Source organism: Corynebacterium sp. 21KM1197 (genome assembly GCF_033783015.1).
Classification (GTDB): Bacteria; Actinomycetota; Actinomycetes; order Mycobacteriales; family Mycobacteriaceae; genus Corynebacterium.
In genome coordinates, this window is the sequence record NZ_CP123907.1 from 2,185,731 (window position 1) to 2,211,502 (window position 25,772).

Annotated in this window: 22 protein-coding genes and 1 pseudogene; 16 read left to right on the forward strand and 7 right to left on the reverse strand. The window is 64.2% G+C overall.

Annotated features, from left to right (window positions below; translation table 11 throughout):
• Positions 1-9: 9 nt before the first annotated feature.
• The 3 genes from OLW90_RS10595 to OLW90_RS10605 all read right to left on the reverse strand — a co-directional run bounded on the left by OLW90_RS10595 (position 10) and on the right by OLW90_RS10605 (position 3,345).
• Positions 10-1,644 carry a VanW family protein gene (locus OLW90_RS10595; RefSeq protein WP_413464512.1) on the reverse strand — a complete coding sequence of 545 codons (1,635 nt, stop codon included), beginning with the start codon at positions 1,642-1,644 and terminating at the stop codon, positions 10-12.
• 159 nt (positions 1,645-1,803) lie between these two features.
• Positions 1,804-2,955 carry a glycoside hydrolase family 3 N-terminal domain-containing protein gene (locus OLW90_RS10600; RefSeq protein WP_319650062.1) on the reverse strand — a complete coding sequence of 384 codons (1,152 nt, stop codon included), beginning with the start codon at positions 2,953-2,955 and terminating at the stop codon, positions 1,804-1,806.
• Between the two features lie 132 nt (positions 2,956-3,087).
• Positions 3,088-3,345 (reverse strand): DUF2283 domain-containing protein, encoded by a 258-nt coding sequence (locus tag OLW90_RS10605; RefSeq protein WP_319650064.1) that lies wholly within the window; start codon positions 3,343-3,345, stop codon positions 3,088-3,090.
• A gap of 201 nt (positions 3,346-3,546) precedes the next feature.
• Here OLW90_RS10605 and OLW90_RS10610 point away from each other — a divergent pair, with 201 nt between their 5' ends.
• Both OLW90_RS10610 and OLW90_RS10615 read left to right on the forward strand, forming a co-directional pair.
• A complete protein-coding gene (locus OLW90_RS10610; protein WP_319650065.1) occupies positions 3,547-3,744 on the forward strand; it encodes a DUF2613 domain-containing protein in 198 nt (65 codons plus the stop codon).
• A complete protein-coding gene (locus OLW90_RS10615) occupies positions 3,728-6,919 on the forward strand; it encodes an alpha-(1->3)-arabinofuranosyltransferase family protein (RefSeq protein WP_319650066.1) in 3,192 nt (1,063 codons plus the stop codon). The genes OLW90_RS10610 and OLW90_RS10615 overlap by 17 nt, the downstream gene beginning before the upstream one ends.
• Positions 6,920-6,949: 30 nt before the next feature.
• Here the strand turns inward: OLW90_RS10615 and OLW90_RS10620 are convergent.
• Positions 6,950-8,005: pseudogene (locus OLW90_RS10620) on the reverse strand (acyltransferase family protein); the annotation flags it as partial.
• An 18-nt stretch (positions 8,006-8,023) separates the two neighbouring features.
• Here OLW90_RS10620 and OLW90_RS10625 point away from each other — a divergent pair.
• Both OLW90_RS10625 and OLW90_RS10630 read left to right on the forward strand, forming a co-directional pair.
• On the forward strand, positions 8,024-9,067 hold the full coding sequence (locus OLW90_RS10625) for a porin PorA family protein (RefSeq protein WP_319650067.1): 1,044 nt from the start codon (positions 8,024-8,026) through the stop codon (positions 9,065-9,067).
• Positions 9,057-10,646 carry a hypothetical protein gene (locus OLW90_RS10630; protein ID WP_319650068.1) on the forward strand — a complete coding sequence of 530 codons (1,590 nt, stop codon included), beginning with the start codon at positions 9,057-9,059 and terminating at the stop codon, positions 10,644-10,646. The genes OLW90_RS10625 and OLW90_RS10630 overlap by 11 nt, the downstream gene beginning before the upstream one ends.
• Here the strand turns inward: OLW90_RS10630 and OLW90_RS10635 are convergent.
• Complete coding sequence (locus OLW90_RS10635) at positions 10,558-11,688, reverse strand: glycosyltransferase family 4 protein (protein ID WP_319650069.1); 1,131 nt, start codon at positions 11,686-11,688, stop codon at positions 10,558-10,560. The two genes, OLW90_RS10630 and OLW90_RS10635, sit on opposite strands and share 89 nt — an antisense overlap.
• A 167-nt stretch (positions 11,689-11,855) precedes the next feature.
• Between OLW90_RS10635 and OLW90_RS10640 the strand changes: the two genes are divergently transcribed.
• The 9 genes from OLW90_RS10640 to OLW90_RS10680 all read left to right on the forward strand — a co-directional run bounded on the left by OLW90_RS10640 (position 11,856) and on the right by OLW90_RS10680 (position 19,069).
• Positions 11,856-13,199, forward strand: coding sequence for an IS256 family transposase (locus OLW90_RS10640; protein WP_319649700.1), 1,344 nt, complete (start codon positions 11,856-11,858; stop codon positions 13,197-13,199).
• A 115-nt stretch (positions 13,200-13,314) separates the two neighbouring features.
• Positions 13,315-13,659, forward strand: a complete 345-nt coding sequence (locus tag OLW90_RS10645) for a helix-turn-helix domain-containing protein (protein WP_319650070.1) — start codon at positions 13,315-13,317, stop codon at positions 13,657-13,659.
• Positions 13,656-14,210, forward strand: a complete 555-nt coding sequence (locus tag OLW90_RS10650; RefSeq protein WP_319650071.1) for a PIN domain-containing protein — start codon at positions 13,656-13,658, stop codon at positions 14,208-14,210. The genes OLW90_RS10645 and OLW90_RS10650 overlap by 4 nt, the downstream gene beginning before the upstream one ends.
• 38 nt (positions 14,211-14,248) lie before the next feature.
• Positions 14,249-15,121, forward strand: coding sequence for a class I SAM-dependent methyltransferase (locus OLW90_RS10655; RefSeq protein ID WP_319650072.1), 873 nt, complete (start codon positions 14,249-14,251; stop codon positions 15,119-15,121).
• 9 nt (positions 15,122-15,130) lie between these two features.
• The gene (locus OLW90_RS10660) at positions 15,131-15,496 is read left to right on the forward strand and encodes an META domain-containing protein (RefSeq protein ID WP_319650073.1); all 366 of its coding nucleotides are present in this window, start codon (positions 15,131-15,133) and stop codon (positions 15,494-15,496) included.
• A gap of 103 nt (positions 15,497-15,599) precedes the next feature.
• Positions 15,600-16,514 carry an ABC transporter ATP-binding protein gene (locus OLW90_RS10665; protein WP_319650074.1) on the forward strand — a complete coding sequence of 305 codons (915 nt, stop codon included), beginning with the start codon at positions 15,600-15,602 and terminating at the stop codon, positions 16,512-16,514.
• A gap of 9 nt (positions 16,515-16,523) precedes the next feature.
• Positions 16,524-17,276 carry an ABC transporter permease gene (locus OLW90_RS10670; protein ID WP_319650075.1) on the forward strand — a complete coding sequence of 251 codons (753 nt, stop codon included), beginning with the start codon at positions 16,524-16,526 and terminating at the stop codon, positions 17,274-17,276.
• Positions 17,277-17,387: 111 nt separating this feature from the next.
• Entirely contained in the window at positions 17,388-18,449 is a 1,062-nt protein-coding gene (locus OLW90_RS10675; protein WP_319651879.1) for a sensor histidine kinase, read from the forward strand.
• Complete coding sequence (locus OLW90_RS10680) at positions 18,446-19,069, forward strand: response regulator transcription factor (protein ID WP_319650076.1); 624 nt, start codon at positions 18,446-18,448, stop codon at positions 19,067-19,069. The genes OLW90_RS10675 and OLW90_RS10680 overlap by 4 nt, the downstream gene beginning before the upstream one ends.
• Here OLW90_RS10680 and OLW90_RS10685 read toward each other — a convergent pair whose 3' ends face one another.
• Complete coding sequence (locus OLW90_RS10685; protein ID WP_319650077.1) at positions 19,070-20,572, reverse strand: RNA-binding domain-containing protein; 1,503 nt, start codon at positions 20,570-20,572, stop codon at positions 19,070-19,072.
• 281 nt (positions 20,573-20,853) lie between these two features.
• On the opposite strand from OLW90_RS10685, the gene OLW90_RS10690 reads away from it, so the two are divergent.
• The 3 genes from OLW90_RS10690 to OLW90_RS10700 are packed head-to-tail and all read left to right on the forward strand — an operon-like array spanning position 20,854 to position 23,526.
• Positions 20,854-22,095 (forward strand): esterase-like activity of phytase family protein, encoded by a 1,242-nt coding sequence (locus OLW90_RS10690; protein WP_319650078.1) that lies wholly within the window; start codon positions 20,854-20,856, stop codon positions 22,093-22,095.
• Between the two features lie 38 nt (positions 22,096-22,133).
• A complete protein-coding gene (locus OLW90_RS10695) occupies positions 22,134-23,123 on the forward strand; it encodes an HtaA protein (RefSeq protein ID WP_319650079.1) in 990 nt (329 codons plus the stop codon).
• 49 nt (positions 23,124-23,172) lie between these two features.
• Positions 23,173-23,526: a hypothetical protein gene (locus tag OLW90_RS10700; protein WP_319650080.1), complete on the forward strand. Its 354-nt coding sequence runs from the start codon at positions 23,173-23,175 to the stop codon at positions 23,524-23,526.
• Positions 23,527-23,585: 59 nt separating this feature from the next.
• On the opposite strand, the gene OLW90_RS10705 is transcribed toward OLW90_RS10700, so the two are convergent.
• Positions 23,586-25,415, reverse strand: coding sequence for a phosphoenolpyruvate carboxykinase (GTP) (locus OLW90_RS10705; protein ID WP_319650081.1), 1,830 nt, complete (start codon positions 25,413-25,415; stop codon positions 23,586-23,588).
• Positions 25,416-25,772: the final 357 nt, after the last annotated feature.

The window sequence follows — 25,772 nt, forward strand, 5'->3', positions numbered from 1 at the left end:
GCCGCAGGACTAACTGCACTTGACGATGGGCTGCGGGTCATAGACCGTGGTGGTTTCCTCCCGGCTGATCTCCGCGCCGGAGAGGCTCTTGATGATGCGGGTATCCGAGGTGGTAAAGCCCGGTGCGCCGCCCGAGGGGGAACACTTATCCCCGGAGAGGTTGAGCGTCTGCGGGGAGGTCTGGGCCCAACGGCCGCCATTGACGGATTCCACGTTCACGGTCTTGACTCCCATGAGCTTCACGGTGACGTTGCCGCCGCCCACGGAGGTATCAATGCGCACGGGGTGATCGGAATCGTTGCGGAATTGCAGGTCAATCGCCCCCTCGTACACCGTGGCCTCGCGTCCGGCGGGGTACCGGGAGATGTAATAACTGTGCGGGGTGTGAGCCACGTCCGTCATGCCCGCAAAGTACGCGGCGTTGTACAGGGTGGTGGCAAACTGCGAGATGCCGCCGCCCACGGCCTCATCGGCGTGGCCATTGAGGATAATGCCGCTTTCCACGTAGCCCTGGGCCTTGCCCCTGGGGCCGGTATAACCGTTGAGGGAGAAGGTCTCTCCCGGAGGAATGAGCGCGCCATTGACGGCCTGGGCCACCAGCGCGATGTTCTTGCCGGAGGCGTCGGAGTACCCGCCCGTGCTGAACTCGCCCACCACGTCATCAAAGGTGGCGGCCTCGGCCTGAGCGGTGGTGAAGGTGGCGGGCTCGTCGATGTACACCGCGTCGAATTGGCGCGGCTGGGTGCCCACGATGCGCTCTCGCAACTGATGGGCACTCTTTTCCCAGTCGATGGTCACGCCGTCCACGTGCGGGGTCACCTGCTTGGAACCACCGCTGAAGGAGATCTGCGCGTTGCTGCGCGTGCGCTCCGTGCTCGCCAGGCCCTGGGCCAGCATGGCCTGGGCGGCCTCCAGATTGACGTCGGTGCGCAGCGCGCCCTGATCGGGGGCAAAGGTCACCACCTCGCCCATGCGCTCCACGGGAATTACTCCCTTGATCCCGTCGCGCCCCTGGGCCACCACGGGTGCGGAGACTGCCCGGGCGGCGTCGCCCTCGGCGGCGGCGCGCACGGCATCGTCCCGAATATCCGGCTCCACCACCGTGGTATCTATCTCAATGCCCTTGGGGTTGAGCCACTCGGAGGTCACGCGCTCGCGCAACTCCTCCCGGTTGATCTTCTGACCATTGATGGCGGGCTCGGCCACCACCTTTCCCGCCTCAATGCGCACCGCGCCGTTGCGCGGATCGCGGGAAAGATCATTGCGCACGCGCTCCAGGGTGGAGGTGAAGACGGAATCCTCCGCGCGGCTCACGATGTCCACCTCATAGGAATCGAAGAACCCCCGCACTCGGGTGATGGGGTTGAGCGATTGCGCCCCGGCGGCGTCCACCGTGGCCGCCCAGTCCGGGCTCACGCCGGAATCGGCGGGAATGAATTGCGTGTTCAACTCGCCCGCACGCACCGCCACGGGCTTCACGGACACCTGCCCCAGCTCCGCGTCGAGCTTGGCGGCGGCGTCCTTCTTGGCCAGCCCGCCGATCTGCACTCCCCCCACGGCAGCGCCCCTGGGCACGGTGTTCTTGGACATCACCACGTCTGCCGCATAGGCCAGGATCGTCAAGGCCAGTAGTCCCAGAATCACCCAGAGGGTGATCTTCAGGCCGCGCCGACTACCACGCTGGTCAGTAGACTCATTCACGGTGTTTAGCGTAACCACCCGGCCACGGAAAATCACATTTTTCTCAGGCTGCTTTCTGCGACCTCGCGGGGCGACGACGCTCCCGCTGGGAGCGGGAGAGAATCAGGACTGAGGGACGGCCGCCGAGGCCCGCAGGCGATCCTCCGACAACCGACCATCCTCCACGGCGGCCGCCACCTTATCTATGGCCTCCTCCACGGCCTCTCCCGAGGACCACAACGCGCGATCCGCCCCGGCCACGATGGCCGCCACCACGGCGTCGGCAGTAGACATGCGATCCGTAATGGCCTTCATTCCGGAGAGGTCATCGGTATAAATGGTGCCCCCAAAGGGGGTGCCGTGGGGGTACGCGCCACTGCGCAGCAACTCATACACGTTGGGATCAATGCTCGCCGGGGTATCGCCCGCGCTCAGGCCCGGCACCACCAGGTGCCCCACCATCACCCCGGCCCCCTCGGAGCTCGAGAGCGCCGGGCCATAGGCGCTGAGATCGAGGTTGCCCAGTTCTTCGATCGGCGGGGTCACCGCCGCCCCCTTGTGCGTATCGCCGCTGGCCGCACCGTGCCCGGGGAAGTGCTTAAACACCGGCTTCACTCCCGCGGCATGCAGGCCGCGTGCAAAGGCGGCCGCATACTCGGCGGCGCGCTGCGGCTCCGTGGCAAAGGAGCGATCACCGATCACCTCCAGGTGTGCGCTATCCACGTCCAACACCGGGGCAAAGTCAATGGTGATGCCGTGCTCGCGCAGGCTCTGGCCCAGGCGATGCGCCAGGGCCTCGGTCTCCTGCGGGCTGAGGGTATCGGCCATCTCGCGTGGGGAGGGAAAATCCCCCAGCACCGAGGAATGACGCTGCACGCGGCCACCCTCAAAATCAATGGACACGCTGAAATCGCGCCCCACGGCCTCCCGCAGCGCCGCGATGTCCCGGCCCGGTTCCGTCAGAATCCCCGGATCGGCCCAGCTAGTGATGAAAATGCCGCCCACGCCCTGCTGCAACTTGGCCAGCGCGTCATCATAATCCTTCACCCCCACCACCATCAGCGAGGCCGCCAGGGTACGGCGTTCCTCCGGCGTCATGCTTATCGACGCCTCCGTCACCGGGTCGGGGGTGGTGGTCGTGGTGGTTGCGGCGGGCACGGAGGAGGGTGTGCTCGGTACAGATGGGGGCGTGGGAGTTTCCTCCGCGCTCACGCACCCCACCAACATGGCGGCACTCAGCGCCACGGCCACCGAGCCATTCCTGAATAAACGCATTCTTCTCCTCAACGTGTTCTGCCCACCCACGTTATCGGATACTCATTCTGGGCCGTACCCCGGCTCTCAAAGGTCCGCTGCGGCCGCTATGAGGCAGGGTGTGGACAAAAGCGCTGAGGCCGCTGAGGCCGCTTAGCGCAGGAGGCCGGGCGGAAGAATCGCGGAGGCCCCCAAGAACTCAATGCCGATCACCCGGCCCTCGGCGTCTATATCTACGACTATCTCCCCCGCCAACGAATCGGCGGTGATGCCCCAGATCTGGGTTTCTGAGAACACCTGCGAGGCCGTGGGAGGAGTGAGGGTGAGGGAGGCGGCGTCCGCTTCGGGATCGTACTCCCAGCGGAACTGCTCCAACCTATTTACCGCTGTGTTGTCGTCATCATTGTCCATGAGGCCATTCCTAGCGGACTTTTCCTTGCCACTGTGTGGCGCATGTGATTCTCCCCAGCCACCAAGCCCCAGGTAGGGACCTTTCCCTACCACTGTGTGACAGGAGTGACTCCCACCAGTCACAGAGCACACCGCTCGCACTCTTTCCCACCACTATGTGGCGCAAGTGAAACGCACCCCCACCTGCTAGGCTGTGTCCTCATGGCACAACCAACCGATTCCCTCCCCCGGCGCACCCTGGGCCCCGCCGTGGCCAGCGTGGTGGTGGGCATTGCCCTGGGAGTGATCACCATTCTTGGTATTTCCTCCCTGAGCCAGCAAAACGCGGTTCCCGCCGGCGGCGCGCCCAGCGCGGAAGATTCCCTCCTCGGCGGCCCGGAGTATGGCTCTCGCACCTAGCCCGAATCAGGGCCTGGACCGGGTACGCGCCCGCCGCACGCCCCAAACCTGGAGCCACGCCTGGGGTTGGTGCCTACTAGCCACGGTGGTATTCATCCAGCCGTGGGCCCGGGTGGCGGCCGATACCAAGCATGACCTCACGGCAAACCCGTGGGGCTTTTTGCGTGGGGCCCTGCACGCCTACACGGATATTTTTCCCCTGGGCCAGCTCCAGAATCAGGCCTACGGCTATCTCTTTCCCCAGGGGTTGTTCTTTGCGCTGGCGGAGCCGCTGCCGGATTGGTTGGCGCAGCGGTGTTGGTGGTTGATCGTCCTGGGGGTGGGGTTTTCCGGCGCCCTGGTGCTGCTGCGCAGGCTCGGCCTGGGCACGCCGTGGAGCCGGTGGGGCGCGGCGCTGCTTTTTGCGCTCAGCCCTCGGGCATTGAGCACGCTCACGGCCATTTCCTCGGAGACCTGGCCGGTGATGCTGGCCCCGTGGGTGGCGGCGGCCTTTGTGGGGGTGCTCGATCGGCGCGCGGTGGCCGCCGGGGTGATTCCGGTGGCAGCGATGGGCGCGGTCAATGCCACCGCCACCCTGGCCGCCTGCCTGCCCGCCGGGTTGATTCTGGCCTGGCGGTGCCTGCGCCGCGAGCCGCGCGCGGGCCGGGTCTTGGCGTGGTGGCTGGTGGGCTGCGCCCTGGTGAGCCTGTGGTGGATCGTTCCCCTGGTGGTGTTGGGGCGGTATGCCCCGCCGTTTACGGAGTTCATCGAGTCCGCGTTTGTGACCACCCGCTGGCTCAATCCGGCGGAGATTCTGCGCGGCACCACCAGTTGGGCGCCCTTTGCCAGTTCGGAGCGCGTGGCAGGAAGTCTCCTGGTCACCGAGCCGATCTTTGTGCTGGCCACCCTGGCGGTGGCGGCGCTGGGGCTCATCGGCTTAAGCCGCACCCCGCACCGGGGCTTGTGGCTGGGCATGTTGTTGTGCGGCGTGGCCATCATGGGCGCGGGCTGGCAGGTGGCCGCCCCCCTGGCCGGTCAGTATCACGGTTTTCTCGATGGCATTGGTGCCGCGCTGCGCAACCTGCACAAGTTCGATCCCCTGGTGCGGTTGCCGCTGGTAGTGGGCCTGGCCGCGCTGGGGCCCCTGGTCACCCGCCGCAGCGGGGCCCTGGTGCTGGTGGCGCTGGTGGCGTCGATAAGCATGGCCCCGGCGTGGAGCGCACGCCTGCTGCCGCAGGGGACGTTTACCGAGGTACCACGGGAGTGGCGCGAGGCTGCGGAGTTTGTGAACGCCCACGCCGCGCAGACCCGCACATTGATCCTCCCGGAGGCCTCCTTTGCCCGGCAGGAGTGGGGCTGGACGCGCGACGAGCCCGCGCAGCCGCTGCTCACCGTGCCCTGGGCGGTGCGCGACGCGATTCCGCTGGTCGATCCCGAGGCGATTCGCGGCCTGGACGGCCTGCTCGCGGTGCTGCACGATGATCCCCTGGCCGCCCGCGCCGCCCTGCACCGCATGGGGATCGGCGCGCTGTTGGTACGCCACGACCTCGACACCAGCGCGCATAGCACCGAGATCACCGTGCCGGAGGACCTAGGCGAGGTACACCGATTCGGGGAGATCGAGGTGGTGCTGCTACCCGAGCAGCCGGATATGCGCGTGGTATCCGGCGAGCCCGTGCGGGTGGCCGGGGGTGGGGAATCCCTGGCGCTGCTGGATTCCCTGGGCACCGCCGCCTCCTATGAACTGGTGCCGGAGCACGCCCAGGTGGTCACCGATACCCCCGCTCTGATCGCCCGCAATTACGGCACCCTCCACGGGGCGCAGTCCGCACCCCTGGCCAGCCCGGAGGAGGGTGCGGACGTGCACAATCGGCTGCCCGATTATCCCAGCGCCGGGCCGCTGACCTCCGTGACCGAGCACGGCGGGCGAGTGCGGGCTTCCTCCTCAGCCGCCGACGCCTCCAGCTTCGGCGGCGCTGACCCGACGCGCTCCATCACCGCTGCCGTGGACGGCAATAAGGACACCGCCTGGCACCCGGCCCCCGGCCCGGCGCGCGGCCAGTGGTTAGAGATCACCCCGGAGCGCCCGATCACGGAGGCCACCATCACCACCACGGAGGACGCCACCCTCTCCGTGAACTCCCAGGAGATAGAGGCCCCGGCCCGCACTCCCGTGACGCTGCGCTGGGATACCCCCGTGGAACACTTGCGCCTCACGCTGGATACCCCCACGGGGATAGCGGAGGTGGAAACCCCCGAGCAGCCGGTGGAGCGCGTGGTCACCGTGCCGGATACCTCCCCAGACGTGCAGCAGTTTGTGTTCCAGCGGCTCCTGGTGGATACCGGCGTGCTGATCCGCGAGTTCACCGCGCCCCGGGACATGCGCGTGCGCCTGGAGGCCCCCACGGAGCAGCCCGTGCTTATCGACGCCACCGAGTATCACCCCGGCGAGGTCATCGACCTCAAGGCGGGCGCACACCGCCTGCGCACCTCCCAGATATGGGTGCGGTTGAGCGCCGGGGATCTCCCCTCCCCCACCAGCCAGGACGTCCACGGTTCCGTGGCCCCGGTTGAGGAGAAACGCCTGCTGGTGACCAACCGCGCCGCCAATCCCGGCCTGCGCGCCAGCGTGGGCGGTACCTCGCTGAGCCCCCGCGCGGTGGAGGCCGGGGTGCAGGCCTTTGTGCTGCCCGCCGGGGTGGGCGGCAAGATCCAGATGAGTTTTGCCGGGGAGCGTCCCTACCGCTGGGGGCTGGCCGGGGGATTGGTGCTCGCGGCACTGACCGTGCTGGGTTCCACGCTGCTCCTGGTGCGGCGCGGCGGGCCCCCGGTGCTGACCTGGCAGCGGGATTCTCAGGGCGCGGGGCTGTGGCTGCCCTGCGCGGCTGTGGCCACCCTGGTGGGTGGGCTCCCCGGGCTGGGCGTGGTGGCGGCCTCCTGGCTGGTGCTGCGGTGGAGCACCTGGCGCGCGGGGTGGTTGATCGCCGCCACCATGAGCATCGCGGGGGCGTGGCTGGCGCGCGCCCCCTGGCCGAGCGCTTCTTATGCGGGCGATTCCCTCTTCTTAGGGCTGTGCGTACTCGCGGCCCTGGGGGTGGCGTGCGCGCCACCACCGCGTGATCGCGCGGCTCGCGGGCCTTTCCACCAGCTCATAGCTCGCCGCCGCCACCGCCGTGCTGAGCACCAACACCGTTAGGGTCACCACCACGATGTGCGCCGGGTGGCCGCTAAATAGCGGAATACCCAGCAGCGGGAACACCACGGCCAGCACCGCCACGTGCCAGAGGAATACCGAATAGGACCAGCGCCCCAGCGTGCGGGCGGTGGGACGGGCCAGCAGATCGCGGGGGCTGGGGGCCAAAGCGTAGGGCCACACCACCGCCAGGGCAAAGGCGGCCCCGGCGAGGATACGCAGGGTGAACTGCGCGGGGTTGGGGTGGGTGAGCCCCAGAGGGCCAAACCACTCCTGGCCCGCCGCCCAGGCGATCCCCAGGGCCAGGGAGCACCATAACCACCGCTGGCGCAGCAACCTGAGCGGCCAAGACTCGCTGCCTAGTCGGTGGGGGCGGCGCGCCAGGGGCTCGATTTCTGCGGCAAGCAGCCCCACCGCAAACCAGCTGACGTAGGCCGGGGGCCAGATCTGCATGTTGGGCCAACCATTGGCCGGGGTGGCCGCCACCACCGGCAGCCACGCCCACCCCAGGCTCAACAGAGCCCCCGCCGCGATGAACGCCACGCGGGCCCTGCGGGAGGCAAGACTGCCCACCGTGAGCGCCAGCAGAGGCAGAAGCAGGTAAAAGGCAACCTCAATGCACAGCGACCACATGTGGGTGAGGCCCCCCACCAACCCCTGCGGAATGTAGATCTGAGTGAGGGTAAATTGCGCGAGCGCCGCAGCGGGGCGGGTACCAAAGGCCTCGGGGAGAAAGAGCAACACCGCCGCCACGCAGACGGCATAGGCGGGCATGATGCGGGCGAAGCGGTGAAGGTAATAGGTGCCAAAGCGCTGGTCCGTGCGGTGCCGCCGCCACAGCACAAAGGCGGAAAGCGCAAAGAACACGGCCACGAAGAAGTCAAAGCGCGCCGCGATGGCCCCCAGGGTGGTGGCGGGATCGAGGCCCGTTTGAAAGGCCACGTGGGTGAGCACCACGCCATAGGCCGCCACGGCACGCAGCCCCTCCAGGGAGGGAACAAAGCCGGTTGCGTAGGATGATTGCGATACCCGTCGGGCCTCGGCCTCCCCGGCTGCCCTGGCTTTCGGCGGCGTCGTCACCGCTCCCACCCTAGTGGAAGGATCATCGTGACTGGTACCCGCAGGTGGTTGATCGCCCTGGTAGTCGCGGCTGCCCTGCTCACCCTCAGCGGTGACGTGATCCCGCGCGCCATCCTCAGTTCCATGAAGAAGCTCGACGTGAACACCACCACCTCCGTGAGCACCAACCCCACCACCGCGCACCTGCTCGATGTTCAGGCGTGGCAGCGCCGAGGCCCCGGCGATTGCCAGGAACTACGCTGCTATCGCACCACCGCGCAGCTCACGGAAACCACGGAGATCGGCGTGCTGCCTACGGAGGATAAAAAGGAGGCGCTGCTCCAGGCGCGTACCTCCCTTGGGGAGGCGCGGTGGGAGGACTCCGTGCGGGTGACCCGCCACTCCTCCTTTCCGGTGCTAGAGGATAACGGCGCCCTGCGCATGGAGGGCACGGTGGCGGGCGCGCTCACCGGCGGCGAGACCGGGGAGTTCACCCGCGAGGGGCTGCAATATCGGTTCCCCTCCACCACGGAGCAGAAGTCCTACCCCTACTTTGATTCCTGGAGCCTGCGCTCCGCCCCCATTGATTACGTGGATAAGACGCAGCACTACTTCCTCTTCCAGCAGGGCGTATCCCCCGTTCCCCTGGGCCCGGATTCCCCCACCCTGGCGCACGCGGAGCCGGTATCCGGCCCGGCCCACGCCTTTTATTCCCCCGAGGAACTCGCCACCCTGGGGCTGCGAGCCACGGACACCACCACGCTCACGCCCTTTTATGCAGCCAGCCGCACGCTCACGGTGGAACCGGCCTCCGGGGAGATCGTGAACAAGCGCGAGCACCGGGTGGTGGTGCTCGCCGCCAGCGAGGAGGAGGCCCGGCAGGCTGCCGCCGAGGAACCGGCCGGGCGGGTGCTCTATCGCGCGGACACCACCTGGGACGAGGCCACCGTCACCGCCCGCAGCGACGCCGCCAATCGCGTGGTGGATACCCAGCAGCGCATGGCCGTGGTGGCCTGGGTATCCAAGGCCCTGCGCTTTGTGGTGATCCTGGCGGCCATTGCGCTCGTGGTGCGGTACCGCCGTGCGCGCTAAGCGACGCCTCCAGGGAAGATCAAGCGGCACGATAAGCGCGGTGCTGCTGAGCGCCTGGGGCACGCTCCTGGTGGGGTTGATGGTATTTCCCCTGATGAGCCCCGGTGTTCCCGCGCTGCGGGACATGATGGTGCTCGACCACCCCGCCCTGAGCCCCGGCGCCCTGGGGTGGGGTGATCTCCCCGCACGCGGCGCGCCGCAGGACGGGGTGCTGGCGCTCATCGGCACCGTGTTGCCCGCCTCCTGGGTCATGCGGGCAGGTGTGGTGGCGGCGGCCGTGGGGGGTGCGTGGGGCAGTTATCTCCTGGCGCGTCACCTGGGCGCGGGGCCCTGGGGGTGCGCGGTGGCCCTGGCCCTGGGGGTGGCCAACCCGGCCGTGATCGAACGACTCTTGCAGGGGCAGTGGTCGCTGGTGGTCGCCGGTTGGCTGCTACCTTTGATCGCCTGGGCGGGTCTTAGCCAACACCCCCGCGCGCAGTGGTTGGCGATGTGGGGGGCGTCGATAAGCCCCACCGGAGGGGTACTCGCGCTGGTCACGGCCCTGGGCACCGCGAGGGAGCGGCGCTGGGCCACGGGGCTGATCGGGGTGGCGCTGTGCGCCCCGTGGTGGGTGCCCGGCCTGCTCGCGGGCGTGGACACCACCTCCTCCACCCGCGCCGTGGCTGCCTTCGCCCCGCGCGCGGAGGCCTTTGCCGGTACCCCCGGCACCCTGCTGAGCCTGGGTGGGATCTGGAACTCCGCCGCCGTACCCGGCGCGCGCGAGGCCGGGGTGGCCCTTGCCGGGGTGGCGCTGTTCTTCCTGCTGGCCACCGGCTGGCGGCGCTGCCCCCGCGGCCTGCTGATCCTCGGCGGCGCGGGCCTTAGCCTGGCCCTGGCGGCCTGGGCGCTGCCCTCGGTGATGGGAATGGCCATCGGCCAGATTCCCGGCGGCGGCCTGCTGCGCGATGCCCACAAATTCGTCTTCCTCGCCATCCCCGGCTACATCTCCCTGGCGGCCACCCTGCGCCCCGGCCCCGGTTGCGGGGCGCTCGCGCTCTGCGGCGTCCAGCTTATCGACGCCCCCCTGGCCCTCACCGCGCTGCGCCCCCTGCCCCCGGAGGCCCTGCCCATACCGCCCGCTGCCCTACACGCGGTGCAGGAACAAACGGCGGGCCGCGAGGTGCTGGTGGTGGGCGAAAACTCCGGTTCCCTGGTGAGCGTGAACGGCACCCCCCTGGTTAATCCCTGGTGGAAGGCCGTGGCCGCCGTGGAGCCGGGCAACCTCAGCGTGGACGGCGTGGAGGTCGATCCGCCCTCCCCGCGCTGGGTGGCCGCCACGGAGGCCTGGCAGGCCGGTGACCTGCCCGAGCTAGAAAACCTGGGCGTGGGACTGGTGGTGGACGGCGGCACCGGCGACGTGCTCGTGGAGACCAGCGCCCCGGAGCCGCCGCGCGCCCGTGGCCTGGGGCTGCTGGGGCTGTGGTTTGCGGTGGTGCCCCTGGCGCTGTTGCTCAGCCGGTGGCTTTCTGACCATCGGCAGCCACCTCTTGCAACAGCGCCTCGAAGCGCACCCCGGCCTCCCGCCAGGAAAAAGCCGTAGCCTTGCGCCGCGCGGCCTCCCCGAGGCGGTGGCGCGCGGGGGCGTCGTCAAGCAGATCCCGCACTACCACGGTGAGTTCCGCCGGGTTTTCCACCAACATTCCGGTGCGGGCGTGGTCGATGGAATCCTGCAACCCGCCCGCGCTGCGATACCCCACCGTGGGCACCCCGTGCTGCGCGGCCTCCATCACCGCCAGGCCCCACCCCTCCTTGCGCGAGGGCATGAGGTGCAAGGCCGCACGCGCCAACTGCGCGTGCTTGTAATCCTCCGATACCTGGCCGTGGAACACCACCGCCTCCCCCAGGCCCCGCCGCTCGGCGTACTCGCGCAACTGCGCGTTCCACCAGCCGCTGCCCAGCACGTCCAGGATCACCCCGTGGCTGGCGTGCAGGGCGGCGGCCACGTCCATCGCGTGCTCGATCTGCTTGTGCGGCACGAGACGAGACAGCGTGACCAGGTGCGGGCGACCATCCTCGTCCAGGTGCGGCAGGCGATCGGGCAAGGGGTCCACGCCATTGCGAATCAGGTGAATATCCTGGGCGTTTACCCCCAGTTCCACGAGTTCCTCGCGGCTGGGATCGGAGACCGTAACGTACCGGCTGCCCCGATACACCCGAGGGGCCGCCACCGATTCCAGCCACCACCCCAGCCGCGCGATCACCGGCCCCGCCACCGGCCACTGCTCCCGGTGACAGTGGTGCGTGAGCAGCACCGTGGGTCTACCGGATACCAGGCGCGCAAAAAAGGGAATCCCGTTTTGGGTATCCACCACCACGTCCACCTTGCACAGCAACCCCCACCCGAGCCTGCCCGCGAGCATGGCCAGCCAGGCGCGCGGATACACCGTGTATTTGCCGCCCGCGCGGGAAAAGCGCACGCCCTCGCGGGCGCTGCGAGGGGGTGCGTCCGTGTACGAGGCCGTGCGGAAAATGACGTCATGGCCGCGCTCGGCAAGGTAGGCGGCGACGTGTTCGAGGTAGCGCTCCGAGCCGCCACCCTGGGGGTGATCCGTGTCGCGCCAGCACAGCAGGAGAATCTTCATAGGCGGTTCAAGCCTATAGGAGAGGAAAGCACAGAGTTAAGTGTGCTTGGCGTGCTCCTGCCGCTATTTTGTTTATTTCGTTTATTGCTAGACTGGCTGCATGAGCCACAGAGAGTGTCTGATGGTTTGTGTGTGGGATTCCATCCCGCATAAGGAGACAAGCCAGAATGACTACTGTGACACGACGAGATCCGGCTGATAAGGCCAAGATTGACGCGATTGAGAAAAAGCTGCTTGCAAACCCTGAGATCGCGAAGCTCATTGATGATTTAGGCACCTCAACCACCGACGCCAACGATTTGGTGCGTGGGATGTTGCAAGCCTCGATTACCAGGGGTTTAAACGCCGAGATGGATGCCCACCTGGGCTACCGGCCAGGGGATAGAGACGCTAAAGCAGCACTAGGCACAGACAACCACCGCAACGGGGCGTATCCAAAGACCGTGGATTCTCACTACGGTCCGGTAACTGTCGAGGTTCCCAGGGACCGGGCCGGGACGTTTGTTCCGACCATGGTCCCGAAAGGCTCGCGGCGTTTGACCGATGTTGACGACATGATTGTGAGCTTGTATGCCGGGGGCATGACAGTGCGCGATATCCAACACCATATGGCTACTGCCATGCGTGTTGATATCTCCCACGAGACGATTTCTGCGGTGACTGACGCTGTCCTTGATGAGGTCATGGTGTGGCAGAACCGCCAGTTAGATGAGTTCTACCCCGTCATTTTCCTTGATGCGCTGCGCATTAAAGTCCGTGAGGGCGGGCGCGTGGTCAACAAGTCCGCGTATATGGCCATTGGGGTGGATCTCGACGGCATCAAACACATCTTGGGGCTATGGATCGCGAGGGAAGAAGGCGCGTCGTTTTGGGCCCATGTGTGCTCGAATCTGGCTAATCGCGGGGTCAAAGATGTCTTCATTGTCTGCTGTGACGGGCTCAAAGGCCTGCCTGAGGCTGTGGAGGCATCCTGGCCGGGATCGATGGTACAAACCTGTGTTGTGCACTTGATTCGTGCTGCTAACAGGTGGGTTGCCTACGGGGACCGTAAGGCGGTTTCAGCGGCCTTGAAGAAGGTCTATACCGCCCCTGATGGCTCCAGTGCTGCCATTGCACTCGAGGAGTTTGCTTCTTCGGGTCTTGGCCAGAAATATCCCAGGTCAGTCAAGGTGTGGCAGGACGCATGGGAGAGGTTCGTGCCGTTTTTGCAGTTCCCTCCGGCAGCGCGCAAAGTCATCTACACCACCAATTCCATCGAGTCGTTTAACAACGAGTTGCGCAAAGCCACCCGCAACCGCGTGCAGTTTACGAACGACGAATCCGCGTTGAAGACCTTGTGGTTGATGATCTGCAATATTGAAGACAAACGCGCTGCTCGCAGGGCCAAGGAAGGTAAAAAGGCCGCGGCTACCGCCGGGAGGCTTGTGGAAGGAGCGAAAGTCTCAGGCTGGAAGCAAGCCATCAACCAGATGGCCGTGGCCTACCCCGACCGCTTCGACCAATACCTCTAAGAAAACCGCCCCACACACAAACAACTTGACACGCTCGAGCCACACCGACATCAACGCCACCGCCCTCCGTCAACTCGACCGCATACTCACCAGCGCACCCAAGCGGTATAGCACCGTGAACATCACCATCGAGCACTCCGAGGACATCATCGAAGTCTCTCGCGACGTAGCCGATTCGTTGCGCATACTCCTCATCAATGCCGTAGCTGGAAAAACGGTGAGTATCATCCCCACTTCCGCCGAACTAACCACGCAGCAAGCCGCCACCCTGCTCAACGTTTCCCGGCCTCACGTGGTCAAATTGATCGAGCAGGGAATATTACCAGGGCACCGTGTGGGAAGCCATCGTCGGCTCTACGCCACCGATGTCCAAAAATACAAAGACGAACGCGATGATGTCTCACGCACAGCCATGAACGAGCTGATCGAGCTATCTGAAGAACTAGGCCTCTACGAATGAGCAGATTCACCGCCATTCTCGACGCCAACGTGCTCTACCCCGGCACGCTCCGAGACATCTTGATCCGTCTTGCCCTTACCGGCTCTTTCCAGGCGCGCTGGTCTGATCGAATCCTCGACGAGATGTTCCGAAATCTCCACAAGAATCGGCCGGACATACCCACCGAAAAGCTACAGAGAACCCGATACTTGATGTGCCAAGCAGTGGAGGACTGCCTGGTCAACGAGCACGAAGGCCTCATAGAGGGCCTTTCATTACCGGATCCAGACGATCGACACGTCCTAGCGGCGGCCATCCAATGCAACGCGCGTATTATTGTGACAGAAAATAATCGTGACTTCCCCCTTGAAATAACGCACCAGCACGGAATCGACGTACAGAATGCCAATGAGTTTCTTTGCTATCAGATCGCCTTATCCCAACCCAACGTCCACCAAGCAGTCGTCCAGGCGGCGGCAGCACTCAAGAATCCTCCACGGACAATAAACGACGTGCTTCATTCCCTAGCGAAGTCCGGTGCCCCAACAGCAGCCGCATTACTCAAGCAATAGTCGCTCGGTTCCATCTTCCCCTGCTACCCTTTCTCCCCGTGCCCGCCCTCCGCTTTCCCCGCACGTCCCCCGCCCGCGCCTCTCTCCCCCGCACCCAACGCCGCGCCACCCTACGCCGCTCCTTTGATCTATTGAGCAGTTTCCGCTTCGAACAAAGCGACCCCGCCCGCTTCTACGGTCACCTCGCCCGGGATACCGCCGAACTCCTGGATAGCCTCCGCGCGGACGCCGGATATAGCCTCGAGGATAGCGCAGGGGGGCTACGGGATGGCGTCGATAGTCCCTCCAGCAATCCTCTCAGTGCGTTGCGCGAGGCCACGATCCTGGACATCGGCGGCGGCCCCGGCTACTTTGCCGAGGAGTTTGAACGCCGGGGCGCGCGCTACATCAGTGTGGAACCGGACGTGGGGGAAATGGCGGCAGCCGGGATCGAGGTGGCGGCCTCCGTGCGAGGCTCCGGCATGGACTTGCCGTTCCGCAGCGGAGCCTTTGACCTGGTGTATTCCTCCAACGTGGCCGAGCACGTTCCCGAGCCGTGGCGCATGGGGGAGGAAATGCTGCGGGTAACCGCTCCTGGTGGGCTGACCGTGCTGAGTTATACCGTGTGGCTGGGACCTTTCGGTGGGCACGAGACCGGACTCTGGCCGCACTACGTGGGCGGGGAGTACGCGCGGGATCGCTATGCCCGCGTGCACGGGCACCCGCCCAAGAATGTGTTTGGCACCTCGCTTTTTAACGTCTCCTGCGCCGCCGGGCTGCGCTGGGTACGGGAGGTAGCAGAGCGCGGAGAGGCCGAGGTGGTGAGGTGTTTTCCGCGCTATCACCCCGGCTGGGCCTGGTGGCTCACGCGGGTGCCGGGGCTGCGCGAGTTCGGCGTGAGCAATCTGGTGATCGTGCTGCGGAGGTTATAATCCACAACCATGTCTTTGCGTTATTCTCTTGCCACCGCCTCCGCGCTGATCCTCGCCGGGGCCGCCACCGCCGGTGCCACCGAGACCACCCCGCTCACCGGCACCGAATGGGGCCACACCTACGGCTCGTTCTTCACCATCAACGATAACGGCACCATCAACGGCAACGATGGCTGCAACCCCTTTGGCGGCAACGCCACCATCGACGGTGACACCCTCACCGTGGACGGCCTCTTCTCCACCATGCGTTTCTGCGGCGATGGCTACGACCTCACCGACATTCTCCACGGCGAGCACACCGTGAGCGTGGCGGGGGATACCCTCACGCTTACCGACGCCCAGGGCACCGCCTGGAGCTTCACCGCAAAGAAATAGGTTTTCTCCCGCGCTATTTTTAAGCGACCGCATGACAGATGTCATGCGGTTTTCGTGATTTTTGGGCCTGGTGGGGGTGGAGTGGAGGCAGCAACATGAGAATATGTCTCACACCATCATTGACGTGCAAGGACTCAAGCGCGTGTATGCAGATTCCCGGAAAGGTTCCTCTTATACCGCCGTGGCAGATTCCGCTTTCCGGGTTCAGCGGGGAGAGATATTCGGATTGCTGGGTACCAACGGGGCCGGGAAAACCTCCACCCTGGAGGTCATAGAGGGACTGGCCCGCCCCTCCGCAGGCAGCGTGCGCATTCACGGCCTTGACCCTTATCAAGAACGCACACAACTGCGTCCCCACATCGGGATCATGCTCCAATCCGGGGGATTGCCACCTCAGCTCACCGTGCGGGAAACCCTAGCGATGTGGGGTGGCACGCTATCTCACCCGTTGCCGGTGGACGAGGTGGCGGCAGCGGTGGAACTGTCACACCGCATGGAAGTAAAGGTCAGCGCCCTTTCCGGTGGCGAGCAACGGCGCTTAGACCTCGGCTGTGCCCTAGCGGGTAACCCCAGCGTGGTCTTTCTCGATGAACCCACCACCGGCCTTGATCCGGAAAGCCGCTCCCGCACCTGGCAACTCCTGCTGGAATTGAAAAAGCGCGGGGTCACCATGATCCTCACCACGCATTACCTGGAGGAAGCGGAGTATCTGTGTGACCGCATAGCGATCATGCACCGATCAAAGATTGTCCGCGAAGGCACAGTGCAAGACCTCGTGGCTCAGGAGGATTCCCTCCTGCGCTTTCATTCCCCGCAACCCGCTCCGGATATTTTCACCGGCTCCTGTATCCGCGATGGTGCCGAACACACCGTGCTCACCCGAGACCTCCCGCGCGATACCCACGCCGCCTTAAATTGGGCACAGAGCCAGGGCATTCGCCTGAGCAACTTCAGCGCGCAACCGGCCTCGCTGGAAACGGTTTTCCTCTCCCTTACCCAATCCGCTCCTGCGATATAAGGACACACCATGAAAAGCACTCACTTCTCCCGGATACGCAGCCTGGGCCAGGCGGAGTTTCGGCAGTTTCTGCGCAACCGCACCCTGATCACCATGATGATCCTCCCGATGGCTCTCGCTTTGATGATTAACCGGGCTTACCCGGATCACGCTGCCACCGGAGCAGCAGTTTCCGTGGATTACCTCATTCAGTTCGTACTACTTTTTAGCACTTATTACCCCATTCTTTCCATCATCACCGCCCGCAGAGATGAGAAGGTGCTCAAGCGATTGCGGGTAGGGGAGCTAACCGACCCCGATATTCTCATCTCCCTGGCTGTTCCTGCCGTTTTTTCTTCGCTCGCCGTCGTGGGGCTCAGCGCGGCGGCCCTCTTCCTCCTTGGCTCTCCTCTGCCGGATAACCCCGCTCCCCTTGGTATCGCTCTTATCCTTGGCATTCCCCTCTCCTGGGGACTTGCCCTCCTCACCAGCACCATCACTCCTAACGCGGAGGGTGCTCAAATCACCTCCATGCCTATAGTGATTGTGATTATGCTTTCCCCCGCACCCACCCGTCTTGCGTTTCCCGATACCATAGCCGAGGTCATTGGCTATAGTCCCTTTGCCGCAATCTCAGACCTCATCCATCTGGGGTGGAGCGAATCTACCATCAGTTTAATCGGTTCGGATGATCTCCTCCGTACCCTCCTGCTACTCATCGCCTGGGTTCTACTGTGCTGCTGGGGAGGGATCAGATTCATGAAATGGAACAACGATAGGTAACTCATGGTGCTTCTACCCACGGAGAGGTGGCGCTCCCTCCCCGCCTCAAAGAAGTTTGCGTTCTACATGCGGGTATCCTGCCAGGCTTTAGCCACCCTCCCCGTGTTCTTCATGGTCAATCTGACGCCGCAAGGAACGCACCGTATTTCTTTTATCCTTTGGATAATTCTGTGCGTACTGATCTCCTCCACCTTCCTACACAAATCACCTCAACTTGGCGCGGCGAATACCAGATACCACCAGGAGATATTCACCGCGGGATTAACACTCACGTTCTCTACCTGGATCGTGACGACCATCTTGTTCAGCGCCAAGGATTACCACGGCACCGCCACGCTTTCTCTATCCGCAGCCATTCTCCTCGCCTATGGCTATTTCCCGTTCCTCCGACACCCGTGGCTATACACCGGACTGTTGGCCCTGGCAAACGCTATAGCGTGGAGCCTTAACCCCTCCCCACCGGAAGATCACTTTCCCTGGATTCACATGGGAATTTCTACCATTCTCTTGTTGATAGGAACCGGAACCACGTTAAGCGTCCGGTGGTCCATTCGACTCATGACCGAGGCCGAACGCGTCGCCGATTTACAGCGTCACTTGATCCTCTCCGAGGAACGCCTCCGCTTTTCTCAGGAAATACACGATACCCTGGGCCAACGCTTAGCCGCCATCAGCATCAAGACGGAACTTGTCAAGAACTTGGCTCTTAGAAACGATCCCCGGCTTCTTCCAGAGATTACCGAGATCCAGCAGATCACCCGACGCGCTGCCGCCGAGGTACGCAGCGTGGTACATGGCTATAGTGATATTGATTTAGCGGCGGAAATACGCAGCACCCAAGCCCTGCTTCATTCCTCAAGAATTACCCTGCACACCGCCGGTACGCCACAAGATATTCCTTTAGAAAACCAGGACATATCCGCCTGGTTTGTTCGAGAAACCACCACGAATATCCTCAAACACGCACGCGCCACCACCGCATGGCTTTCTCTCAGCCCGGCAGGCATCACCATACGCAATGATGGTGTGGGCGATTCTTCTCCCTCGCTGCAGCTCAGCGGCCTGGAGGCATTACGCCGACGCGCAGCCAAGAATAATGGGACATCGCTACACGTGACCAAACAGAAAGGGGAGTTCCACGTGAAACTCATCTTTACCGGGGAGAAGCAATGATCCGCGTGGCCATCATCGACGATGAATCCCTGGTAGCGAGTTCCCTAGCCACCCTGCTCAGCCTCGAAGAGAATATTGAGATCCTCACCACCAGTAACTCCGGCGAGCACTATCTGGAGTGGTGGCGCAAGCAGAGCACGATGGGAAAACCATTGCCTCATGTCAGCGTGCTCGATCAACAAATGCCCGGACTCAACGGCTTAGAAACAGCCCAGACGCTGCGCTCCCTATCGCCACGCGCGGCAGTTCTCATCGTCACCAGCCATGCTCATCCCCATCATCTGCGCCAGGCAATGAGCCAGGGAATACAGGGTTACCTGCCTAAAACCGCCACCTCTCAGCAGTTCGCCCACGCTATTCACGCGGTACATCGGGGAGAGCGCTATATCGATTCCGAACTCGCGGCCTGGGCCATGACCATTGAGGCCTCCCCACTCACTCCACGAGAAGCAGAGGTGCTGCTCGCCGCCGGGGCGGGAAGCAGCGTAGAGGAGATCGCCACCCGAGTTCATCTCGCCCCCGGCACCACCCGGAATTACCTCAGTTCCGCAATGAGCAAGGTCGGAGCCACCAATAGGTTCGAGGCATACCTCCTTGCCCGGGAAAAACGATGGTTGTGATTAATCCACGAGGCGATACCAGGTACGGCGATCCCCCTGGCTTCCCACCATGCGCACCACGTTCTCCCGCATAAGGGCCGTCATGGCATAACGCACCTGCGTCGAGGACAATCCCGTCTCCTGGGAGATCTCGGCAACGCTCAATTGCCTGCCGCCCATCAGGGATCGCACGATACTCGGCGCATTGCGGCTCACCGACTTCAGTTGCTCCTCGTCGTACCGCAAACGGGGTGCGGCCTCCGCTTTGGGGAGAGAACCGGCCTTAACAACACGGCGGAGCACCACGCGGAAAACCGTACCATTATCAAAGAGCTTCGGTTCCGGCAATCCCCATTCCTCCATCGCCGCGAACACTTCTCTCATGCCACCCCCTTCCCCCTCAATAACGGGGGTTCCCTCTCCAGTACGCAGGCGCTTAGCTATCTCATACAGGCGTTGGTTCACCGCTGCCTTAGCCAATTCCGGACCGTGCAACTGCCCTTGCGATATTCCACGCAATCCTCCCGGGCTTTCCACGATAAAGCCATAGGAGGTTATCCGTATTTCCACTCGCTTCCCCACGCCCAGGGTGTCTGGCCCCATATCCCTATGGATCAAAGCATTCGCCACAATCTCCCGAATAGCACTCAACGGAAACTCCGGACGGTGAATCAGATGCCCATCGTCTCGGTAGACCTGCACGGTGGAAATATTGCTTTCCACCCACTGCATGATCTCCTCCAACATCACGGCGACCGAACCATCAAAATGGTGGAGATTGCGGCTTCGCTCCCCGCTTTCCCTCGGCATACGCACGGCCGCCGTCACACCCAATGCGGGTAAAGCACCCTGTGGATACTCACCGAGCGCATAAAGCCCCGCTATCGTGGGAACGCCCTCTCCGTTGAGCACGCTGGTCACCCGGAGTAATTGATCTTCCTCCATACTCGCCAGCCTGCGGCTAGAGGCGCGGGCCACGTGAACGTAATTTTTCACTAGACTCTCATTCAAATCGCTCACAGCAGCCCCTGGGGCCGGGGCAGAATCATACACCTGCCTCTCCGTTTGATTCAGAGCAGCCACATTGAGCATATGAATATCGTTGGGTTTCATTTCATAATCCCCATCGCCCTGACGTAAATAAGGCACGCCATGCGTGCGCGCGGGTTTCTGCGTGGGGGCAAGCGCCTGAACTTCCGCCACTACCAACACCGCACCACTTACTTCTAGGGGATACGCCTCAATCTGTGGAGTCGGCTGCACCAGGCTTCTCGCCTGGTCAATCAGCCCCTGGACAAGCACTCCCGGCTCATCAACACCCACCACCGCAAAGTTCCTGGCCTCATCAATACCCAGGATCACCGTGCCGCCCTGGGGCATATTGGCAAAGGCGCACATCGTCTCAGCCAGCCCCGGGAGTCCCCCGGCGGCACGTTTGACCTCCACCAGAGACGTGTCATTCCCATAGCGGCGCATGTCCTCGACCACAGCGAGGACGTCCCGTTCAGTCCACTGCACACTCATAGATTACAAGCCACACTTATAATTTTCACGATCCACACTCTCAATGTGGCTTTGCCACCCCAGCCCCCTGAGCAGGGTTTTTGCTCCACATTCATAATCCACGGGTTCCACATGTGCACCACATACACACCACACTTATAAAAATGGGCGGGAAATTATCAGTGTGGTGTGTATCTGGTGTGTATGTGGAGCCCGGAGTTCACCTAGTTTTTACCCCCACGCCACCTCCCGGCCACATGCCCGTCACCTCCCCGTCGCTCGCCCGCCCTATCCTGCGCACCATGTTGCCTCATCGCGTCCGCTCGCTTAGCGCACTCCTCGCCACCGCCTCCCTCACCACCGTGGCCACCACCGTCTCTGCCACTGCCGCCATCGCTACAGCAAACACGGCAACCACAACAAACACGGCACCCCCATTCCCCAGCGAATACCTCGGTACCACCGATCTGTCTCGAATTGCCGCTACTCCGGGAACCAACGAGCAGGAAGCCAATAAGCAGGGCGTCGATAAGCGGGGAGAGGCACCTTCCTTTGGCGGTATTTCCGGCCTAGAGCGCCTCCCGGGCACCCCGGAAAACACAGCAAACAACACCGCAGAATATCTCGCGCTCTCCGACGATTCCGCCGAGCACGGCCCCTCCCGCGCATACCACCTCGCCATCCCCACGGAACCCCATAGCTCCGATAGCACAGAACCCGCCCTCGCCGACACCATCACCCTCCGCGATACCGCAGGTCAGCCCTATGCCCCGCGAGCGGTGGACCCGGAATCGGTGCGGCTTTTGCCCAGCGGGAACCTGGCGTGGACCTCGGAGGGCTGGGCCAAGGACGGCGATTTCCGCCCGCCCGCGGTGATAATTAGCGATGCCTCCGGCCGGGAACTCTCGCGCCTCAAGGTGCCCGCGTATCACGCGCCCAACCCGGAGGGCACGGCGGGAATCCGGCACAATAAGGCCAACGAGGGCCTGGCACTGGTGTCCGAGGACGTGGTGATGACGGCCAACGAGGGCGCGCTGGTGCAGGACGGCCCCATGAATACCGCCGAGCAGGGCATGAGGGTGCGGCTCACGCAGTATTCCGTGAGCACGGGCGAGCCGTTGGCCGAGTACGCCCTGGAGGTGGGCGCGCTGTATCCCGGCGCGAGGGATCGTGGTATTTCCGAGATCATCGCGGGGGACGACGGCAGTTTTTATGTGATCGAGCGCGGGTATGTGGCCGGGGAGGGCAATCGCGGCGAGATCTATCGGGTGACCCTCGATGGCGCCACGAATGTGTTGGGTCAGGAGCAACTAACCGGCGCGGAGATACCCGTGCGTAAGGAACTGGTGTTTGACTTCTCCGCGCTGCCGGAGCACCCGGATAACATCGAAGCGTTGGCCTGGGCACCGAGGCTCAGCGACGGCCGCGCGCAACTACTGGTGCTTTCCGACGATAACTTCAGCGATAAGCAGCGCACCCTGTTGCACCGGATCGCCCTGGGCACGCCGCAGCAAGAGGCAGTGAGGCACAACACAGACCAATAAAGGTTAGGGTGCCCTTTCCTTGGATTATCCTGGGAAATATGAGAACCCACTCCTTGCCCGCCGCCATTACCGCCGCGCTGCTGCTCAGCCCCGTTCCCGCCCTGGCCGCCACCCCCACCATTCCCGATGATCTGCCCATCTTCCCGCAGATTCAGGAGAATCCCAGCGTGTACGTCACCCTGGCGGACGGCACGCCCGTCACCCCGGATACCACCGTTCATCGCGGGGACGTGCTGCTCGTTCACGGCAGCGGGTTTTCCCCGCAGGCCAATCGGGGTGGCTTCCCCTTCCCCGTGCCACCCGGCACCCCCAACGGGCTCTTTGTGCTCTACGGCGCCTTCCCCGATCACTGGAAGCCCAGCGAGGGCGCGGATAGCGCCGCCCGCACCCACCCACACGATCGCATGGCCTGGGTCATGCCGGAGGGCACCCTGGAATCTATCCCCAGCGGCGTGGTAGAAATGCGCCGTTCCATCGCCCGCCAGGCCCAACCCATGAACCCGGACGGCTCGTTTACCGCACGCCTGGTGGTGGACCCGCCGGATCAGACCACCGGCGATCGCTGGGGCGTGTACGTCTACCCCGGTGCCGGTTCCCTCAACGCCGCCGAGGAGTTCTACATTCCGCTCAATTACTCCCCCGAGCCCGGCCCGCTCACTCCACCCGCGCCCACGCAGGACCTGCTTATCGACGCCCCCGCAGCCTTCCGCTTCGCCGGGGTCACCGGTGGGGCGGTCAAGGCCAAGGACGGGGCCACCGTGCTGGACGGCGAGCGCGTGGCCTTTAGCCGCGATACCGCTGCGGAGTCCGCCGCTCCAGAAAATGGGGTGCGCAAGTACAAGGGCACGGTAATCACCACCGCCAAGTTCACCCTGGTAGAGGTGGCCCTTGCCGATCCCTGGCTTACGCCGCTGCCCACGGGCGATTATGCCGTCTCCGCCCTGGTCTCGCGCTCCTATAACGTGGGCCCCGATGAGATGGTGCGGGTGCCGGTGGGTGTGGTTAGCGCGGAGCAGGTGAGGGGATAGCGCAGCTTCGGTATGATAGGGAACACATAACCGACCCCCAAGGAAGGTCATGATGAACCCACTGAAGATGTCCGCCGCACTCGTGACGGGACTGACCCTGATCCCCCTCGCCGGGTGCAGCAGCGAGCCGAACTCCCCCGCCCCGGAAACCAACGCCCCGGCCCCGAGCACCTCCGTGGCCCCGCCCATCAACACCCCGCCCCGAGCACCGGACAGCCATGACGCCACCGCTCCCGGCGAGGACGGCGGCGATGGCGCGGACGCCACGCTCCCCAATCAATCGGGAGGCAATGGTGGTGACTCCCTCTACGGCAATGGTGGCGACGGGGGAGACGGTTACTCCCCCACCACGCCTACCCAGCCCGATCCGTGCGATTCCGAACCGGAGATCGTGACCTTTTAACCCACACAGCCGCCCTCGCCGGGAAACCGGCGGGGCGGCTGCTTATGTGTCAGGGCAGATTAGGCCGAGGCCTCTTCCACGCGCTTCTGCAAGGCGCGGAACTGCTCCCACACCTGCTCGGGCACGCGCTCACCCAGGAATTTCAGGTACGCGGCGTTATCCTCTAGGTCACCGGCCCACTGCTCGGCGGGGGCGCTGAGTGCCTCTCGCACGTCCTCGATGGGGGTGTCCAGGCCGTCGAGGTTGATGTCCTCCGCGCGGGCGGTGTGGCCCACCACGGTTTCCTCCGCACCCACGCGCCCCTCGATGCGGTCCACGATCCAGGCCAGCACGCGGGAGTTCTCTCCGAAGCCGGGCCACAGGAAGCGCTTGTCCTCGCCGCGCCGGAACCAATTGACCAGGAAGATCGGTGGCATCTTATCGCCGCCCTTGCGGCCCATCTCGATCCAGTGGTTGAGGTAATCGCCCACGTTGTAGCCGATGAAGGGCAGCATGGCCATCGGGTCGTGGCGCAGCGCGCCCACGGTGGCCTCGGCGGCGGCGGCGGTCTGGCCGGAGGCCAGCAGGGCGCCGATCATGGTGCCATGCTCCCAGTCGTAGGACTGGGTGACCAGCGGCACGGTGTCCGGGCGGCGGCCGCCGAAGAGAATCGCGTCAATCTTCACGCCGCGCCAATCATCGAACTCCGGCGCGGAGACCGGGCACTGGGAAATCGGCACGCAGTACCGGGAATTGGGGTGGGCGGCCAGGCCCTCGGACTCCGGGGTCCAGTCGTTGCCCAGCCAGTCGATGAGGTGCTCGGGGGCCTCGCCCATGTCCTCCCACCACACGTCGCCGTCGTCGGTAAGCGCCACATTGGTGAACAGCGTGTTGCCGGGCTCCATCGTCTTCATGGCGATGGGGTTGGAGGAGTAGTTGGTGCCGGGAGCCACGCCAAAGAAGCCGTTTTCCGGGTTGATGGCGTGGAGGTGACCGTCCTCCCCGAACTTCAGCCAGGCGATGTCATCGCCCACCACCTCGGCCTTCCAGCCCGGAATGGTGGGAGTAATCATGGCGAGGTTGGTCTTGCCGCAGGCGGACGGGAAGGCCGCCGCCACGTGGTACGTCTTATTCTCCGGGGAGGTGAGCTTGAGGATCAGCATGTGCTCAGCCATCCAGCCCTCCTCCTTGCCCATCACGGAAGCGATGCGCAGGGCGTAGCACTTCTTGGCCAAAATGGCGTTGCCGCCGTACCCGGAGCCGTAGGACCAGATCTCCTTGGTCTCGGGGAACTGGGTGATGTACTTGGTCTCATTGCACGGCCAGGCCACGTCCTCCTCGCCGGGGGCCAGGGGCGCGCCCACGGAGTGCAGGCAGTGCACGAAATCGCCGTGCTCACCGATCTTGTCCAGGGCCTCCTGCCCCATGCGCGTCATGATCCGCATGGAGAGCACCACGTAGGCGGAGTCGGTGAGTTGCACGCCGAGCTTGGGCTCGGGGTCGCTGATCGGCCCCATGCAGAAGGGCACCACGTACATGGTGCGCCCGCGCATGGCACCGGCGAAGTGCTCGCGCATTTCCGCCTTCATTTCCTCCGGCGGGGCCCAGTTATTGGTGGGGCCCGCACCGTCCTCGGTGGCGGAGCAGATGAAGGTGCGGGATTCCACTCGGGCCACGTCCGAGGGGTTGGAGCGGGCGAGGAAACTATTGGGGCGCTTTTCCTCGTTCAGGCGAATGAGGGTTCCGGCTTCCACCAGCTCTGAGGTCAGCCGCTCCCATTCCTCCTGCGTCCCGTCCGCAAACACCACGTTCTCGGGCTGGAAGAGTTCCACAGCCTCGGAGATCCACTTCAGCAGTTCCTGATTCTTCGTGGGCGCTGGGCCTTGCAGACCCTTGATGGCAGCGGTCATAACCTACTCCTGATCTTCGGTCGCTTTCTCTGCGATGCCTCTCCAGCGTATCCATGTGCCCATCGGAAAAACACTTCCTTGCCCCGCACAGCCACCCAAGTGGTCATAACATCTTACCGGAGCACCCGTCTACCTGGCACGTCTCATTGCATGCGCACAGCCGCACGTTTCCCCCACACCCCCATGTGGGGGTGCTCCTCCCACTTTCCTCGCCGCTAAAAATAGCCCTCTGCGCCCCACATTCCCGTCCCACGTTGCACTTCTTCCCCGATCGCACTCCCCCACCCCCTCCGCCAGGTACCTATCACCAAGCCAGTAATCCCCCTCGCCGGACACGCTCGCAACCAGCAAATGTTA